This is a genomic window from Mucilaginibacter corticis, assembly GCF_007558865.1.
Lineage (GTDB): Bacteria > Bacteroidota > Bacteroidia > Sphingobacteriales > Sphingobacteriaceae > Mucilaginibacter > Mucilaginibacter corticis.
On record NZ_VLPK01000004.1, the window covers coordinates 242,284 to 258,319 of the forward strand.

Annotated in this window: 13 protein-coding genes; 2 read left to right on the forward strand and 11 right to left on the reverse strand. The window is 42.6% G+C overall.

The window, feature by feature from the left end:
- Positions 1–2: 2 nt before the first annotated feature.
- The 3 genes from FO440_RS19695 to FO440_RS19705 all read right to left on the reverse strand — a co-directional run bounded on the left by FO440_RS19695 (position 3) and on the right by FO440_RS19705 (position 6,802).
- The gene (locus FO440_RS19695; RefSeq protein ID WP_144250011.1) at positions 3–3,134 is read right to left on the reverse strand and encodes a tetratricopeptide repeat protein; all 3,132 of its coding nucleotides are present in this window, start codon (positions 3,132–3,134) and stop codon (positions 3–5) included.
- Between the two features lie 176 nt (positions 3,135–3,310).
- Complete coding sequence (locus FO440_RS19700) at positions 3,311–3,673, reverse strand: response regulator (RefSeq protein WP_144250012.1); 363 nt, start codon at positions 3,671–3,673, stop codon at positions 3,311–3,313.
- 192 nt (positions 3,674–3,865) lie between these two features.
- Complete coding sequence (locus tag FO440_RS19705) at positions 3,866–6,802, reverse strand: M16 family metallopeptidase (protein ID WP_144250013.1); 2,937 nt, start codon at positions 6,800–6,802, stop codon at positions 3,866–3,868.
- Positions 6,803–7,031: 229 nt separating this feature from the next.
- Between FO440_RS19705 and FO440_RS19710 the strand changes: the two genes are divergently transcribed.
- Positions 7,032–7,700: a porin family protein gene (locus FO440_RS19710; RefSeq protein ID WP_144250014.1), complete on the forward strand. Its 669-nt coding sequence runs from the start codon at positions 7,032–7,034 to the stop codon at positions 7,698–7,700.
- Positions 7,701–7,816: 116 nt separating this feature from the next.
- Here FO440_RS19710 and FO440_RS19715 read toward each other — a convergent pair whose 3' ends face one another.
- The 4 genes from FO440_RS19715 to FO440_RS19730 form a co-directional block, all read right to left on the reverse strand.
- A complete protein-coding gene (locus FO440_RS19715) occupies positions 7,817–8,311 on the reverse strand; it encodes an RNA recognition motif domain-containing protein (protein ID WP_144250015.1) in 495 nt (164 codons plus the stop codon).
- Between the two features lie 176 nt (positions 8,312–8,487).
- Entirely contained in the window at positions 8,488–8,847 is a 360-nt protein-coding gene (locus FO440_RS19720) for a response regulator (RefSeq protein ID WP_144250016.1), read from the reverse strand.
- Positions 8,848–9,061: 214 nt separating this feature from the next.
- A complete protein-coding gene (locus tag FO440_RS19725) occupies positions 9,062–10,276 on the reverse strand; it encodes a BamA/TamA family outer membrane protein (RefSeq protein WP_144250017.1) in 1,215 nt (404 codons plus the stop codon).
- 93 nt (positions 10,277–10,369) lie between these two features.
- Entirely contained in the window at positions 10,370–10,693 is a 324-nt protein-coding gene (locus tag FO440_RS19730; protein ID WP_186292726.1) for a YMGG-like glycine zipper-containing protein, read from the reverse strand.
- A 245-nt stretch (positions 10,694–10,938) separates the two neighbouring features.
- On the opposite strand from FO440_RS19730, the gene FO440_RS19735 reads away from it, so the two are divergent.
- Positions 10,939–12,168, forward strand: coding sequence for a multidrug effflux MFS transporter (locus tag FO440_RS19735; RefSeq protein ID WP_144250018.1), 1,230 nt, complete (start codon positions 10,939–10,941; stop codon positions 12,166–12,168).
- Between the two features lie 6 nt (positions 12,169–12,174).
- Here the strand turns inward: FO440_RS19735 and FO440_RS19740 are convergent, their stop codons facing one another.
- The 4 genes from FO440_RS19740 to FO440_RS19755 form a co-directional block, all read right to left on the reverse strand.
- Positions 12,175–14,391, reverse strand: a complete 2,217-nt coding sequence (locus FO440_RS19740; RefSeq protein ID WP_144250019.1) for an alpha-galactosidase — start codon at positions 14,389–14,391, stop codon at positions 12,175–12,177.
- A 110-nt stretch (positions 14,392–14,501) separates the two neighbouring features.
- Positions 14,502–15,185, reverse strand: a complete 684-nt coding sequence (locus FO440_RS19745) for a ClpP family protease (RefSeq protein WP_144250020.1) — start codon at positions 15,183–15,185, stop codon at positions 14,502–14,504.
- 12 nt (positions 15,186–15,197) lie between these two features.
- Positions 15,198–15,470 (reverse strand): hypothetical protein, encoded by a 273-nt coding sequence (locus FO440_RS19750; RefSeq protein ID WP_144250021.1) that lies wholly within the window; start codon positions 15,468–15,470, stop codon positions 15,198–15,200.
- Positions 15,451–15,984: an RNA polymerase sigma factor gene (locus FO440_RS19755; protein WP_144250022.1), complete on the reverse strand. Its 534-nt coding sequence runs from the start codon at positions 15,982–15,984 to the stop codon at positions 15,451–15,453. The genes FO440_RS19750 and FO440_RS19755 overlap by 20 nt, the downstream gene beginning before the upstream one ends.
- Positions 15,985–16,036: the final 52 nt, after the last annotated feature.

Here is a 16,036-nt window from a genome sequence, read left to right on the forward strand (position 1 = left end):
TTTTATCCTTTGTTAACCGGTTTATTAGTTGTAGTATCTGTTTTACTATTGGTGGAATCAGGTTTGGCTTCATCCGTAGGAGTGGCGAGTGATTTACTGCCAGCCTTTCCTGGTGCAATTTTTTCCATCCTTTGTTGTGCCGCAGGCAATATATCATCATTGCCTTTGTAATTATCCAGTACGCTTTGCAGTGTAGCCTTTGCCTGGAATTTGTCTTTCAGCGCTATATAATCATCGGCCAGCAAGATAAAGGTCTTGGCTATCCAATAATCATAATTAGGCATCTCTTTAGCAATTTCAAAGCAGGTTTTTTGCGATGCTTTGTACTGGTGTTTTAAGTATTGAATGTTGGCGATGTTGTACTTAGCCTCGGCAGCCGCAATGGTTTTGGTATTGCTGATGGTGTAGTCAAACTCGTTTATAGCTGCTGTGGTATCGCCTTTCTGTAAGTGAGCTATACCCGCATATAAACCGGTCTTGAATTTATCTTCCTGCGATGATTTTTCATTTTGCCTAACCAGTTTTACATAGTTCAGTACATCGTCTGATGCTTTCATTTGCGAGTAGCATAGCAGCAGGTTGTTAACTGCAAATGTGTAATCGGCTTTATATTCGGCATTGATCTCCAATTTTTTCAGGAACACCACCGCGTCATTGTATTTTTTCTGGTTCATGTACAGCTTAGCCATCGCGATCAGCGACTGCTCTGTTGACGAACTGGTCCAGTCGTTCAATATCACGTTATAATCCTGTACGGCTTCGTCTGATCTGTTCAGGTTAACTAACGCTTGCGCGCGGATAAACCTGGCTTGTTTTTCGTAGATAGGTTTGGTTGGGAACTTATCAAAGTAGCCATTCACAGCGGATACAGTTCCCTGCCAGTCGCCCTTTAAATATACGTTATTGGCCGCAGTGTACATGATGTTTTCCTGGTCGGCAGCCGAGTAGTTACCGATAGGAGTAGTGCCAGCGTAAGCAATGAAGGTCTGCGCGTCGCCCTTATCTGTATAGATCTTCTCGATCTGTTTAAGCGCTTGTTTAGCTTCGTCTGTTGACGCGTAATCTTTTATCACCTGTTTAAACGACTCGACAGCAAGGTCATCATTACCCGCATTATAGTCTATTAAACCAATGGTAACTAACGCCCGTGGCACATAGCTGCTTTGCGGGTATTTTTGGATCATGGCCTGTAAAAGCGTTTTGGCAGTAGGGCCGTCATTCTTTACAAAGTAAGTATAAGCTATCTCGAAGTCGGCATCGTCAGCATAATCAGAGTTAGGGAAAGTGCTTAGCAGGTCTTTAAGGGTACTGATCTTAGTATCAGGCGCGCCTTGTAAACCCTGAATCATACCGCGTTGAAATAACGCGTAATCCTCGCCTTTTATATGCTGATTAATAATGCGGTTGTAATACTCTAAAGCTTTTTCATAGCTCTTTAATACAAAGTAGCTGTCGCCTATGCGGGTTACCGCGTCATTAATAGTGTTAGGGTCTTTTTCTTCGCCGTCTAAGAATTTTTGGAAGTAAGTTGCAGCAGTTTTATATTTTTCACCATAAAAGGCAGCATATGCTAACGCGTAGTTGGCGTAGTTATAAACGTTAGTTTCTTTAGCTTCGGGCATATCCAGGAAATCCTGGAAGGTTGATACCGACTCGCTGTATTTACGCACCTCATACATGGCCTCGGCCATCCAATAGGTAGTTAAAACTTTAACTTTCGGATCAACCGGATCTTTTAATGAGCGCAAGAAAATACCGATAGCATTTTCAAAGGCGCGTTCGTTGTAAAACTCTAAACCACGGAAATAAGTAACTTTTTGGTAAGCGATCTTGGCACTTTGTGTTTTATTGGGGATAGGCTCTAAGATCTCAACTGCTTCTTTATAGTTATGCGAGTTCAGTAATTCTTCGCCTAATAAAACCTTAACTTCGGTAGTACGGGTCGCTCTTGGGTAATTTTTTAAGTAAAGACGGGTAGCTTCAAGGGCCTGGGTGTTAAAGTCAAGCTCGTATGAAAGTTTTGCATACTGAAACAAAGCGTCTTCCTGTAATTGCTTATCAAATGTTAACCGTGATGCGGTAAAGAACGCGTTACGCGCGCTTTGCTTATTATTCATTTTCAGGAATACCAAGCCTAAGGTATAGCTGCCGCTTTGGCTGTAAGCATCGTTTTGTTCAATCAGTTTTTCAAGTTCGCTGGCAGATTTGGTATAGTTGCCCACTTTATAATAAGCGTAACCCATCTGGTAGCTGTCCTGCGTGTTTTGCGTTCTGCCCTGGTCGCGCGCCTCAAAACGGTCGTAATATTTTACAGCGTTGTCATAATCAACCTTAGCGAAGTACGACGCGGCAATAATGCGCAGCATTTCGGTTTCGTTTTGTTGTTTGGTTGAGTTTACAATGGGTACGGCATAGCTTATTACATCGTCATAACGTTTATCTAAAAAATAAACCGCTGTGATATAGTATGGATAGCTGTTGATGTATTTTTTAGAGTTTTTTAACTTCTCGAAATTCACCAAAGCCAAATGGTAATCTTTGTTCAGATAAGCTATATACGCGAAATAATAAGTAGCGTCATCGGTAAATGGCGAGCGCCTTGTTTTTACCTCGCTAAACAATAATTGCGCATTGGTATAATCGTTCAGCGAGAAATAAGCATAACCTTTGCGGAATTTATACTCGGTATTTTCACTGCCGGTTAATTGGCCGGCGGTTATTTTATCAAACCACTCTAAAGCTTCTTTATATTTCCCCTGAATAGAATAGGCGCGGCCTATCTGATAAACAGCCAGCTTTGCCAACGGATTTTCAGGATGCTCGTTTATGAACTTTAAAAATAGGCTTTCAGAATTGTCATTACCCAGCTCAAGCGCACAAAGGGCTATGTAATATTGCGAGTTTTCTTTTAACAGGGATAATTCACTTTCAAACTGCGGCTGGTTACTTGTTTTTAACGGTGTAGACATAACCAACTGGTACTGCTGCGAAGCGGCAACATACATACCGCGCTGTAAAAGATCAGTAGCCGCATGGTACGTATGGTACACCTTAAACGATTGGTCTGTTTGGGCGTGTAAAGTAAGAGCGGAGGATATAAGTAGTATGAATATGCTGTATTTGAATTTTATCATAATGCGTAACAATGGTGGCGCTAATTTAGCTAAACACAAAAATGTAATTCACAATAGTAATTAACAAACTGTGGAAAACACTTTTTAAACGCACATGTAAAAAGGGATGTTGTTTTTGTTGAAAACTTTAAAGATTGTTAATTAGTTAAGGGGCTTGTTAACAATCTTATAGTATGTTAGGCAGCCAGCTGGCGCTCAACTCGGTCAAGCAATACGTCAATATCAAAAGGTTTGGCAATAAAATCGTCGGGGTTGCCATTTTGTTTCAGACTGTCTGTTATCGCGTGGCTGGCAGACAATAGGATAACCGGGATGCTGTTGGTTTCTTTTTTGGCTTTAACGAGGCGGCAAAGATCGCGGCCGTCTAAATTACCCAACATAATGTCCAGCAAGATCAGGTCAGGGTGGTGTTTCTCTATGCGGTCAAATAAATATTCACCATCGGCAAGTGTTTCTACTTCGTATCCTGAGTCTTCAAGTATTAACTGTAAAACTTCTAAAATGTCTTTGTCATCATCAACCGCTAAGATCCGTTGCATTGTATTAAGTATTAATCCTTTTCAAAATAAAAAAGGTATAGTTATATGTTAAAACAGTTATAACAATTACTATACCAATATTATTTTTAATTATTAATATTTAATTATTAGCCATAATGTGTTGTAAAACAAGCACTAAATAAAACCTATACGTTTTATTTAGTGCTTGTTTTACAACACATTAATTAGTTATTAATAGCCAAATATTTGTTTCAGGTCGGGCTTTATTAATTCGCCATATTTTTGCAGATCGGTATCATTAACCCGTTTAGCCGAGGCTACTATGCAATAGGTATAAGGCTTGTCTTTTAGCTCGCTATCATGAAAAGCTTTGATGGTATTGAAGTCAAGCTTGTTCAGGTTATCAAAAGTGGTTTTACGCAGATCGTAATCAATCCCCAGGCGCCGTGCTGCCAGGTAATTAAATATAATATCATCCTGGGTTATCCGGTCTGTTTCTAACGATTTTCGGATATTATCCTTAGCATCACTCAATCCTTTTTCAGATTCAGGCATATCATTCAACAGGTCGTTCATGCTTTTAACGGCTTCGTTCAGCTTATCAGCCTGCGTACCTACGTAGCCTATAAAAAAGTTAGGGTCGCTCTTTTTAACCGGCGACGCGTACGACGCGTAAGTATTATATGCTAATGCCTTAGACTCGCGGATCTGCTGAAAAACAACCGCGCTCATGCCACCGGTGCCAAAGTAGTTGTTAAACAGTTCGATCTTTGGTGCCTGGGCCGGGTCATAAAGGCCTTCATTACGGATCCAGTAGATCTCTGCCTGTACCATATCATAATCAGCAAATAATACCTGGTTGTGGTCAGCCTGCAGTTTAACAAAATGTTTTTTCTCAGGGTATGGTGTAAACACCACAGGTGTACTATGCAGTTTGGTTAATGCTGTGGCCGCCTGTAAAGCAGTATATGGCCCGTAATATAAAATGTTATGCTTGTAGTTGTTTAACTGGTGCAGAATATTCACCAGGTCTGTCGCTTTAAGGTTATCCAGTTCGGCATCGCTCAATACGTTGTTAAACGGATTTGACGGCCCGTATTGCGCGTAGCTCACCAATCCCTGGGCTATGTTTGTTTTATTGAGTTTAGCGTTTTCACGTCCTTTTCTTATCCTGGCTTTAAGCGCGGTTAATGCTGCTTCGTCGGGTTGACAATTGGCTAACAGGTCTTCATACAGTTTTACAGTAGCGTTAAAGTTTTCCTGCAAGCCACTGATAGTGATGGTGGAGATCTCTGTACCGGCAGATATATTGAATGACGATGCCAGTTTATAGAACGCCTTGCTAAAATCCTCGGCGGTTTTTGTTTTGGTACCCAGGAATTGGATGTATTGGGCAGCAATAGGGAGTAGCTTGCTGTTCCAGCTGCCCATGTCATAGCGATAGTATAGCCTGAAAATACTGTTGTCTTTATTTTGTACTGATAGCAGTTCTGCACGGCCCGACTTTGCCCTTTGGATATCTTTATTATAATCAAGCCATACCGGTTTTACCGCACTGGCAGGTATGGCCGCGACGCTTTGTAAAAATGGTGATTGGGCGGTAGTATTTACATCAACAGGGGTAATGGGTGGCTTAACTACTTTTATTACACTTTTGTCTTCGCCCTGGTGTTTGTAAACTATCACATAGTTGTTATCCGTAAGGTATTTGTTGGCGAATGCCACAATTTGTGCTTTGGTTATTTTTGACAGCTCGTTTATGGTACCCACATCTGCGCGCCAGTCAACACCTGCAGTAAAATCGCTCAACAGGTTTGAGGCCCGGTTCGAGTAGCTTTCGTTTTGTTCGATAATGCTTTTTTTCTCGTTATTAACTATCGATGTAATCAGGTCTTCAGAAAAGTTGCCATTTCTCAGTTTGGCTATTTCATTAAGCATTAAGGTTTTTACCTCGTCTAATGATTGTCCTTTTATGGGGTTGCCAGTTAACAGTAATACGCTGTAATCTTTTAAGGCGTATGAATTTGCGTTGGCGCTTAACAGCAATTGTTTTTTGGTAAGATCAAGATCAAATAAACCGGCTTTACCATTGGTAAGCATTGATCCCATCAGGTCAAGCAGGCGGGCATCGCGGGTGTTAGCCCCCGGGAAACGGAACCCGATGGTTAAAGTTTCAGGGCTTGGGCCATACACATCTTTTTTTACCGGGCTGGTGATCGGTTTTTCAGGTGCGAAACTATAAACCGGGATAGGCTTGGCTTTCATGTAGCTGAAATGATCATCAACCTTTTTGATCATTACATCAGGGTTAAAATCGCCCGAAAGGATAATGCCCATGTTATTAGGCACATAGTAAGTGTAATAATAATTGCGGATGGCTTTTAATGACGGGTTTTTCAGATCCTGAATAGTGCCTATAGTGGTGTGTTTACCATAATTATTATTTGGGAAAAGTGCGGCAAACATGGCCTCGACTGTTTTGCGACCGTCATTGTCCAGTCCTATATTTTTTTCTTCATAAACAGCCTCAAGCTCGGTATGGAAAAGGCGTAATACCGGTTCGCGGAAACGCTCGGTTTGCAGGGTTAAATATTTATCTATGGCAGAGCTGGGGATATCGTCCTCATAAACTGTTTGCTCAAATGAGGTAAAGGCATTGCTGTTTTGCCCGCCCATTGCAGCCATGATCTTATCATACTCATTAGCTATCGAAAACTTTGCCGCCTGGCCTGATACCTGGTCTATCTGCTTGTAAATGTCGGCGCGTTTACCTTCGTCTGTAGTCGAGTTATATTGCTCATATAAGGCATCTATCTGATCGAGGTAAGGTTTTTCCTTCTCGTAATCCATGGTGCCGTATTTGTCAGTGCCCTTAAACATCATGTGTTCCAGGTAATGCGCAAGGCCTGTGTGGCTATCCGGATCTGTTTTGCTGCCTGCCTTTACTGCAACGTAAGCTTGTATGCGCGGTTGCTTATTGGTTGGGCTAAGTATTACCGTAAGCCCATTTTTAAGCGTGTAAAAACGCGAGTGGGTAGGGTCGCCGGTTACATATTTATAAGTATAACCGCCGGATGTGCCTTGTTTCCAGGCAATAACGGTTTGCGCGTGCAGGTTTGATATAAAAGCAGAAAGAAAAATACAGATCAGAAATAACTTGTGTTTCATGGGGCTTGTTTGAACCATAAATGTATTTAAAAATTTTGTTTGATAAAAGGTGGCGATCAGCACAAAAAAATGTCTTTAGCATAGCTGAAATCAGCTATTTGATGTTGTTTGTTAACTGTTGTTACAGTGGTATTTATTAATATTTAACAAAAATATTTCGGGGTAAATAAACCTTTACAAATGTCATCGCTCTAAAAAACATTGTTTAACAATATAAAAATACACTACAATGAAAAAAAATTTCTTCTTAGCTATATTATGTTTGCTAATTGCAGGCTCAGTAAGCGCACAACGACGGTACTACCACTCGCCGCGTAGTGGTTACAATTACAACAATAATGATAACAGCGATTTTTACACACCATCTGTAGGCTTTGAGATCGGTGCCAACGTGTCCAACATGGTGTCGTCAAATTCGGATTATAATACAGGTAGTTTGGCCGGGCTAAACATTGGTCTTACTTTCGACCTGCCCATCATTTACCCGGTATCTTTCGCGCCCGAAGTTTTATTCTCGCAAAAAGGATACACTGCAACCACCACCGATGGTAACTTTACACAGCGTACCAACTATATCGATGTGCCGTTATTGTTTAAATTTAAGGCCGCGCCGGCATTCAATATTTATATAGGCCCGCAATTGTCTTACCTTGTATCAACAACCAATACTTATGATAACGGTTTTGAAACTACCAGCGAGCAATACTATGAAAGCAACAACGGCCATAAATCATACCTTGACGGCGTGTTGGGTATAAGCTTTGATCTGAGCAGGAATGTCGACCTGCATGCACGTTATACCATAGATCTTCAGAAAACAGATTACCAGGGCAATACCTATGTGCCTAACTACCAAAACCAGGTTTGGCAATTTGGTATAGGATTTAAGTTTAAATAATAATAGACAGCGATTAATATATAGCGATGGGTTTAAAACCCATCGCTATGAAAAAACATGAACGAAAAAAGCCGGATCATAATTTATGATCCGGCTTTTTTTATATCATCTGCAAATTAATAGTCAGAATTTTCTTTACCGCCACGGTCACGGTAGCTACCGCCGCCGCTCCTGTCGCGGTCTTTGTTATAACCACCACCGCTGTTGCCACGGTCTTTGTTATAACCGCCGCCACCGCCGCTGTTCCTGTCGCGGTTGTAGCCGCCACCACCGCCGCCGCTGTTGCCACCACGATAACCACCGCCACCGCCGCTTCCGCCACGATAGCCGCCGCCGCCACCATAACCGCCACCGCCGCTCGGTCTGTCCGTTTTTTCTTTAGCCTGGCTCACCGCAATGGTTTTGTCTAAAATTTGTTTTTCGTCAAGGTTGGTAATGGCGTTTTGCGCCTCTTCATCATTTGGCATTTCAACAAAAGCATAGCATTTGCTCCTGCCAGTCTCGCGATCCATGATTACGTTAGCAGAACTTACTTCGCCATAAGGGGCAAAAAGTTCAATAATGTCAGCTTGCTGGTATTGGTACGGCAGCTTAGCGATAAAAATTTTCATCTAAAAAATAAGTTAATGAGTTGTTTTAGTTATAGCAATAGTAAGCATTATTAATTGTAAAAAAACATAGCCATCAGTATATGATATGCCCAATCTGTTTAAAAGACAACATTGGTATGTTTTTATTGTTTGCGCTTTTTAATTATTATAGCTAAAGGGAGAGTGAAGCGCAGCGCCTAAGATATCAGGCTGTTAACTTTTTCAACCAGCTCGCTAAGATCAAATGGTTTGTTTATAACCGCGTCGCAGCCGTAACCAAACAATTCGTCGTCATGATTAATATAAGCCGAGAAAATAATAACAGGGGTATCTTTATATTCGGGGTGGCATTTTATTTGCCGGCACAGTTCGCCGCCGTTTGCACCAGCGACGCGGTAATCCAATATCACCAGGTTTGGTTCAAAGCTTTCAACCAGGGGCATAACCTCAGCCCCCTCAGAGATGCTCTTTACATCAAAGTTTTCGTACGACAGTGTTTCGTGAACGATATCCAGAATGTCCTGGTTATCGTCTAATATTAAAATACGTTTTGACATGTATATAAATTAATACTACTTCGAAAAACTTGTAAATCGTAAAATGTATTGCTTCTAATTAAGCTTAGAGGGTAAAGGCTGATATTTTTTCGAACGTTAATAGCCAAATATACTTATATATTTTTAATATTATTATATCAAACGTAACAATCCGGTTAAAATATTGTAAAAAAGATATTTATGCTTTCAACACTATTTAAAGGCAGTTTTTTGCTTAAAAAGCCTCGCCTAAATTGAGTATCAAAGCCGAATAATTTTTACTGAAACCATAGTCAATACCAATATTGGTGTCAGACTTTTTATTGAACTTAATGCGCAGCCCGCTACCGCCGGCCAGGTTCCAGTATTTAAACTCGCGCAGGTGCGCTTGGCTGGCCGAGTTTGCATTGGCAAATATTACAAAACCCAGTAAACCATTGTCAGTAATATCGCGCCGGTATTCTGTTTCAAAGTAAAAAAGGTTTTCGCCCCGGTACCTGTTTTGCGCTATGCCGCGGCCCGAACGCTGGTAGGGATCATTGCCGATAGAAGGCAGGTTAAGATAAGGTGTACCAGATGAAAGCGAGGTCCAGTAATAGGTCCAGAAAGCGATCATGTTTTTAGTAGGGGCGGTTGTTAACGATAGATATTTACGCACATCAACATATAACGATTGCCAGTTATCATTACTACCCAGCGCCTCCATGCTGTAACGATAAATAATATTGCCATACCAGCCCGGCAGCGGGTTGATGGAGTTATTGCGGGTATCATACAATAAGTTGACACTTGGCCCCGACGAGAATGAACTTTGCCCGGTACCAAACTGGTAGCCGGTAAACTCTTTAAATGTTTTAGATGTACCGTTGTCGCTTTCTACATCCATGTAGTAATCTAAATTATAGCCAATGCCGGCAAAGAAATAGGGCGTTATTTTTTTTAACGCGCTTTGATAAAAGCGGATGTATTGGTAATTGACCAGAAACTTATCAGACGCGTGCTGGCCGCCACCCAGCCCCCAGGTGTATTGCGGATACACCAATACGCGGGTATCGCCCTGTATATTATAGGCATTATTGTTAAGCCAGATACTGGAGTGAATAGGTAAACCATACCGGCCCTTAAAGTTGGCGTAGGGCGTAAAGGTAATGGATGACAGGTAAGTTGTACGTCTGTCGCCAAGGTAAAAACCCGCGGTGGTTGATGTGATTAGCGTTTTGCCATTGGCGATACCTGACGATGAAACCGGCAATACCGAAAAGTAGAACTTCTTTTTTTCATTGGCAGATATGGTACGTGTCCTGATAGTGAAAAGCGACCGGGCGATATCGATTAAATCGACCTTGGCAATGGTATCGGTAGGGCGGTATTTTACAGAACTGCTGTCGTTTTGTGCCCATAACAGGGCGGGTAAAAAGCAAGCAAGAACTGTAAAGAAAACTTTTACCATTAAGATTATAACGTAGTTTGCATTGCTTTAAATATACTAAAAATGAAAAAGCCTGTGGCAAACGCTACAGGCTTTTTCAAGAATCAATAGTTATTACTTTGGTTTTCTGTAAACATAGGCGTTTGGATAATGCCCGTGTTTACGATAATAAGCCGCTCTGTATGCGGCACGTCTCTTTTTCTCAACACTTTTACGGTGCTCGTTACCAATAATATAACCGCCACCGGCACCAATGGCACCACCTATTAAGGCACCGCCCACGTTATGACCTACTATACCACCCACTACAGCGCCACCCGCGCCGCCTATAATAGCACCTTTACCCTGATCGCTTATTTTTTTATGCTGCGCATGGGCCAGGTTGCTGGTTAGCATGAATGTAGATAGTATCCCGATATATGCAATTAGCTTTTTCATAAAAAATAATATTATAATATAACTGTTGTAATAAATAACTAATCAAATAATAAGCCAAAGTTGGCAATCATCAATAAAACAGGTTAGCCATACTTAAAGTTTTAAATTACAGGTATATCTTAAGAAGGATATAATTTCACCGGTGACCTATAATGTATGTTTTAATAGGCAATACGGTTTAATTTACTTAAAAATTACCCGTTATATGACGGCTGTTAACATGGAAAAACGATCTTTGCCGAAACATGACCAAACAACGTTATTTTTTTACCGTACTGATATTAGGAGCATTAACGGCACTGGGCCCGTTCTCTATCGATATGTATTTACCCGGTTTCCCGGCTATAGCCAAATCACTGCACACCACTACTGCTGAGGTATCACTTTCGCTTTCCAGCTTTTTTGTTGGGCTTGCGGCCGGCCAGTTATTGTACGGGCCGCTGTTAGATAAATATGGCCGTAAAAAGCCTTTATATTTTGGTTTATCGCTGTACCTGGTGGCTTCTGTAGGTTGTTTTTTTGCTACCAGTATAGAAACGCTAATCATTATACGCTTTGTACAGGCCATAGGCAGCTGTGCCGCGGGAGTAGCATCAATGGCTATGGTGCGCGATATTTTCCCGCTTGAAGAAAACGCCAAGATCTTTGCTTTGCTGATACTGATATTGGGTGCATCGCCCATGCTGGCACCTACCATTGGCGGTTATGTAACGGTGATCTGGGGCTGGCACGAGATCTTTGTGATATTGGGCATTATGGCATTCCTGATCCTGCTCTCCGTAATATTCTTCCTGCCCGAAAGCTATAAACCCGACCCCAATTACTCGTTGAAACCCGCGCCCATCATCAATAGCTTTTTAACGGTGATAAAAGAGCCGCAGTTTTATACCTACGCTTTAACAGGTGCCTTTTCATTCGCGGGTTTGTTTGTATATGTTTCGGCTTCGCCGATAGTTTTTATGGAAGTTTTTAAGGTAAGTGCCAAAACATACGGCTGGATCTTTGCCAGCCTTTCAATCGGTTTCATAGGCTCGAGCCAGGTAAATAACCTATTGCTGAAAAAATATAAGAGCGAGCAGATCATCCGTGTTTCATTAAGTATACAAGTAGTGACCAGCCTGTTATTTGTTATAGGCAGCTGGTACAATTGGTATGGCTTGGGTGGCACCATATCTATGATATTTATTATGCTTTGCTGTATTGGTATTTCAAACCCTAACGCTTCAGCGCTATCCTTGGCGCCGTTCGAGAAAAACGCGGGAACGGCTTCCGCACTATTAGGCGCCATGCAGTTAGGCCTGGGCGCGACAGCCACTTTTGGCATCGGGATGCTAAACACACATTCGTCCGTACCCATGTCATTAATTATGGAGGTTAGCGCATTTATTGCCTTGCTAATATTATTTTTTGGCAGCAGGCAAATAGTTAACAGGATAGAGGTGAGCAGTAATGCCGCAGCGGGTATGGCGCATTAATATTTACTACTCTACCACAAACCATGTATAACTTTCCGGGCCAATTGTAAATGTCAAATCGGTTGTAAAATCGCGATCAATATTTTTTTCGGTTTTGGTTTCGCCTTTTTCTAAAAATGTGGCGGTTTGGCTAAGGCCGGTATAATACAGCGGTACTTTAATGGTGCGCGTTATTTTTTCTTTAAGCGGATTGTACAACATGATCAGGCCTTTTTCTTTCAGTTGCGGGTTTACGTGCATAATACCATCCCAATCCCTGCCGTCGGCACGCTGTAGGTGAATAATATCTGCATTCAGTATCTCCCTGTATTTCTTATACCAGGATATTACGTCGGCAACTGTTTGACGGGTAGCCTCTGTATCGTACAAGCGTGGCCCACGGTAACAAGCCTGTACGCCCGACCCGTAATATTCCATCATCAGCGCCTTGTAGGCGTCAAGGTGCTCACTTAATGGCTCTAATATGGCCTCGGGGCCGCCTCCCTGGTATTTTGTAAGCGGCACAAAGCCCCAACCCATACTCGGGATCTCGTTCCAAAGGCCGTCATAAATATTTTGCCGGTTAAGAATAACCTGCTGCTCTCTTGAAAGCGAGAAATTTACCTCGCGGTAGCCAATGGCAATTTTATTGGTTCCGTCCATAAAATACCAGTCGGGGGCGTTGATATAAACGCCGCGCTGGTTAAGCCAATGGTATAGTTCTTTTTGTATTTCCATTTGCCGCCACTGGCTGTCGTCTAAATTTTTGTGCCCGGGATGCGTGGTCGACGCGCAGACATCACCGGGGTAGGGTCCGTCGTTCTCCCAGATATCGAACCCTGTCGCTGTAAAAAACTTCTTTATTTTATCGCGGTAGCCTAATCCCCACTGGCTGCCGTAGCATGGGGCATTGCCAAAAAAAGCGCCGCCTGGTTTGCCTGTTTTTGGGTCGACTACATCATCGCTGTCGCTTATCTTGCGTGAGCTGAATAAAGAGTACCCGCCCAGTTTTATGTTTTTACTATGGGCGTATTCGGCCAAACGTTCCCACTTTTTCAAATTTGCTGCCGATGTATCCTCCATATTTAAATGACTGCCGAAGCTCAGTATCAACGCCTCATAGCCGGTTGCCACGCATTGATCAATAGCGGTGCGTACCTCATCATCATTTTTACTTACCAGGTGCATAAAAATGGGGTTGGCAGTTACCCATGGTGTTAAAGTACGGTACATTTTACGTATGGCCAGTCCGCGCCTTTCGCGGTCGTAGTTGTCTAGCAATAGTTCATAAGTGCGTACCGACGTAAAATTGTCGCGGGGTTTAAGTTCCACAGCCGTAACTTTCTCGGGGTAAACCTGCAATAAACATGGCGTTTGGTAATCATAGTTTACCTGCGATGTGTATGTGCTGTCGGCCAGCCAATGCGTGGTTTGATCGCTTAAGCGCGAACGCATGGCATTGTTGAAGGCGTAGTTATTTTCAATATAAAGGCTTTGCGGGGTAAGCATTTCTTTAGTGCTCCCTACCACGGCGCTTTCTTCTTCAACAACACCCATTATTTCATTTACCACCCGCCCTATAATAATTGCCGAAGCTGTTTTGTTGTCAACAGTGACCCATTTACTGATCAATGGGATACCATCATAAATGCTGTAATGCACCGCTACTGTTATACCCTTAAGTTCTTTCAGCTTTGAGTGATAGAAAAAAGAAACGGTTTTGCCTGTTGGCTGATCTTTATTGCTTGCCCACCATCCGTCGCTTTTCCAGTTGATTATTGGCGCAATAGGCGATACCTCGTATCGCTCAAACTGGAAATCTTCAGTGTTAGCAATGAAACTGTCCAGCCAGCCGGGCAGCAGGTAGGCGTTTTCTTTTTGGCCGTACAAGCCGCCAATATTATATGCTTTATTGTTTATAGTTATCCTTGCTTCAGCTTTTACCGAACGGATAAGTTGTTTGCCATTTTGCAGGTTTACCTGATCATAGCAGGCAACGTTAGGCGATATGCGGAAACTACGCCTCACCAAACCATTGTAAAGTATAATGTTTTTGTTATCGGGTGTTTTGTAAACACCGGCCAATTTTGTTTCGGGCTTAACCAGCCAGTCGCCTGTAGCATTTGCGTTCATCTCAGGCTTCCATACCGGCAGGTCTTGCGCCGATGCAAGATGTGAAAAAGCCAGCAATAAAATTACGCCCGCGAAAATATACCGACAGGGTTTGAAGGGTTTTGCTTTCATTGAAACTAATTGGTTAATGCAATATAGTCAATCAAGTCAATATCCGCTACAAGCCTTAATTACACAAAACAGGTGATTCACATACTAAAATGAATCACCTGTCTGATTTTTTAGGTCAACACTTCATCTATCACGCCAAATTCTTTGGCTTCGGCGGCTACCATCCAGTGGTCGCGGTCGCAAACATCATGTACTTTCTGGTAATCCTGGCCACTGTGTTTTGATATGATATCATACAGCTCTTTTTTAACTTTTAACACCTGGTTGGCGGTGATCTCAATATCAGATGCCTGTCCCTGCACACCGCCCAGGGGCTGGTGCAGCATTACCCGCGAATGTGCCAGCGCGCTGCGTTTGCCTTTGGCGCCGCCACATAGTAATATCGCCCCAAAAGACAGCGCCATGCCGGTACAAATAGTAGCAACATCGGGACTTACCAATTGCATGGTATCGTAAATACCAAACCCGGCGTATACCTCGCCACCCGGCGAGTTGATGTACATATGAATGTCCTTCTTGGCATCGGTTGATTGCAGGAACAGCAATTGCGCCTGTACAATATTGGCGATGTTAGCCTCAACGGGCGCGCCCATAAAGATGATCCGGTCCATCATCAGCCTTGAAAATACATCCATTTGCGATACCCGCATTTCTCGCTCTTCAGTAATATAAGGCGTCATGGCGGTCGGGATGGAAGTTCGTTCTACTGTCGAAATGTAGTTATCTACCTGATCTTTTTGGACATGGCAATGCCCCACCGCAAATTTGCGGAACTCGTTCTTGTCAATATTCATGATGTTTTTGGTTTATTGTTTACTAAACAGTCGCCTTATTTTTTGCGCGAAGCCGGTATGCTCATGCTGCGTAAACAGTTGTTGGTGTACTTGTTCTATTTCTTTTTTAAGCTGACGACGGCCAAATTGCTGTATGGTTTCGTAAGTTTTTTGCTGCCAGGTCACTTTGTCGGCCAGGTCGTTATCCAGCATCAGCTTGGCTTCAAATAATAAAGCATCGCCTGTGTTGGCCGTCCCCATGATGTGGGCTTCTATCTGCCGGGTTTCATTCCATGAAGTCGTCATACGTCAACGCTTTTTCTTTAACGGTTTCTCTTACTTTCTCTAAACATTTGTATTTCTGCACTGTGGCGCTGCGAATGCCCGAATAGCCAAATTCGTTGGCTATCTCCGTAAGCGATAGCTGATCATAATAAAAGCCTTTTAACAGCTCCATACACTTTTTACCTGCGGTTTCTAGGAAACGCATCAGGCGGTTGTTTGACAGGTGTTCCTCGTCGGCAAATGCCACATCTACCAGATCAAGCGGTATGTTTTGATTGCTTTGCCTGTACCGCTTTATCCATAAGTTTTTGGCAGTACCAACAAGGTAGGCGATATCATTATTTAACAGGGCAGGCGATACGATAGCCTTTTCATAATAAACCACCAGCGCATCCTGGAAAATATCTTTAGCCTCGTCAAAGCTTCCGCCCATACGGCTCACGTATTTAGCCACAACCGGGAACGCGCTTTTATACAGCCGCACAAAAAGCTCCTGCCGCCTTGCCTGCTGATCTGAATTGCTGATACCTTGCATACAAATGTCTTTTTATAACTATGTGCAAATTATGGGTTAAGTATCACCTTTT

Bases quoted from the DNA above. Each gene is read 5' to 3' on its own strand.
- FO440_RS19695 (WP_144250011.1), bottom strand. From the start codon at position 3,134: ATGATAAAATTCAAATACAGCATATTCATACTACTTATATCCTCCGCT.
- FO440_RS19700 (WP_144250012.1), bottom strand. From the start codon at position 3,673: ATGCAACGGATCTTAGCGGTTGATGATGACAAAGACATTTTAGAAGTT.
- FO440_RS19705 (WP_144250013.1), bottom strand. From the start codon at position 6,802: ATGAAACACAAGTTATTTCTGATCTGTATTTTTCTTTCTGCTTTTATA.
- FO440_RS19710 (WP_144250014.1), top strand. From the start codon at position 7,032: ATGAAAAAAAATTTCTTCTTAGCTATATTATGTTTGCTAATTGCAGGC.
- FO440_RS19715 (WP_144250015.1), bottom strand. From the start codon at position 8,311: ATGAAAATTTTTATCGCTAAGCTGCCGTACCAATACCAGCAAGCTGAC.
- FO440_RS19720 (WP_144250016.1), bottom strand. From the start codon at position 8,847: ATGTCAAAACGTATTTTAATATTAGACGATAACCAGGACATTCTGGAT.
- FO440_RS19725 (WP_144250017.1), bottom strand. From the start codon at position 10,276: ATGGTAAAAGTTTTCTTTACAGTTCTTGCTTGCTTTTTACCCGCCCTG.
- FO440_RS19730 (WP_186292726.1), bottom strand. From the start codon at position 10,693: ATGAAAAAGCTAATTGCATATATCGGGATACTATCTACATTCATGCTA.
- FO440_RS19735 (WP_144250018.1), top strand. From the start codon at position 10,939: ATGACCAAACAACGTTATTTTTTTACCGTACTGATATTAGGAGCATTA.
- FO440_RS19740 (WP_144250019.1), bottom strand. From the start codon at position 14,391: ATGAAAGCAAAACCCTTCAAACCCTGTCGGTATATTTTCGCGGGCGTA.
- FO440_RS19745 (WP_144250020.1), bottom strand. From the start codon at position 15,185: ATGAATATTGACAAGAACGAGTTCCGCAAATTTGCGGTGGGGCATTGC.
- FO440_RS19750 (WP_144250021.1), bottom strand. From the start codon at position 15,470: ATGACGACTTCATGGAATGAAACCCGGCAGATAGAAGCCCACATCATG.
- FO440_RS19755 (WP_144250022.1), bottom strand. From the start codon at position 15,984: ATGCAAGGTATCAGCAATTCAGATCAGCAGGCAAGGCGGCAGGAGCTT.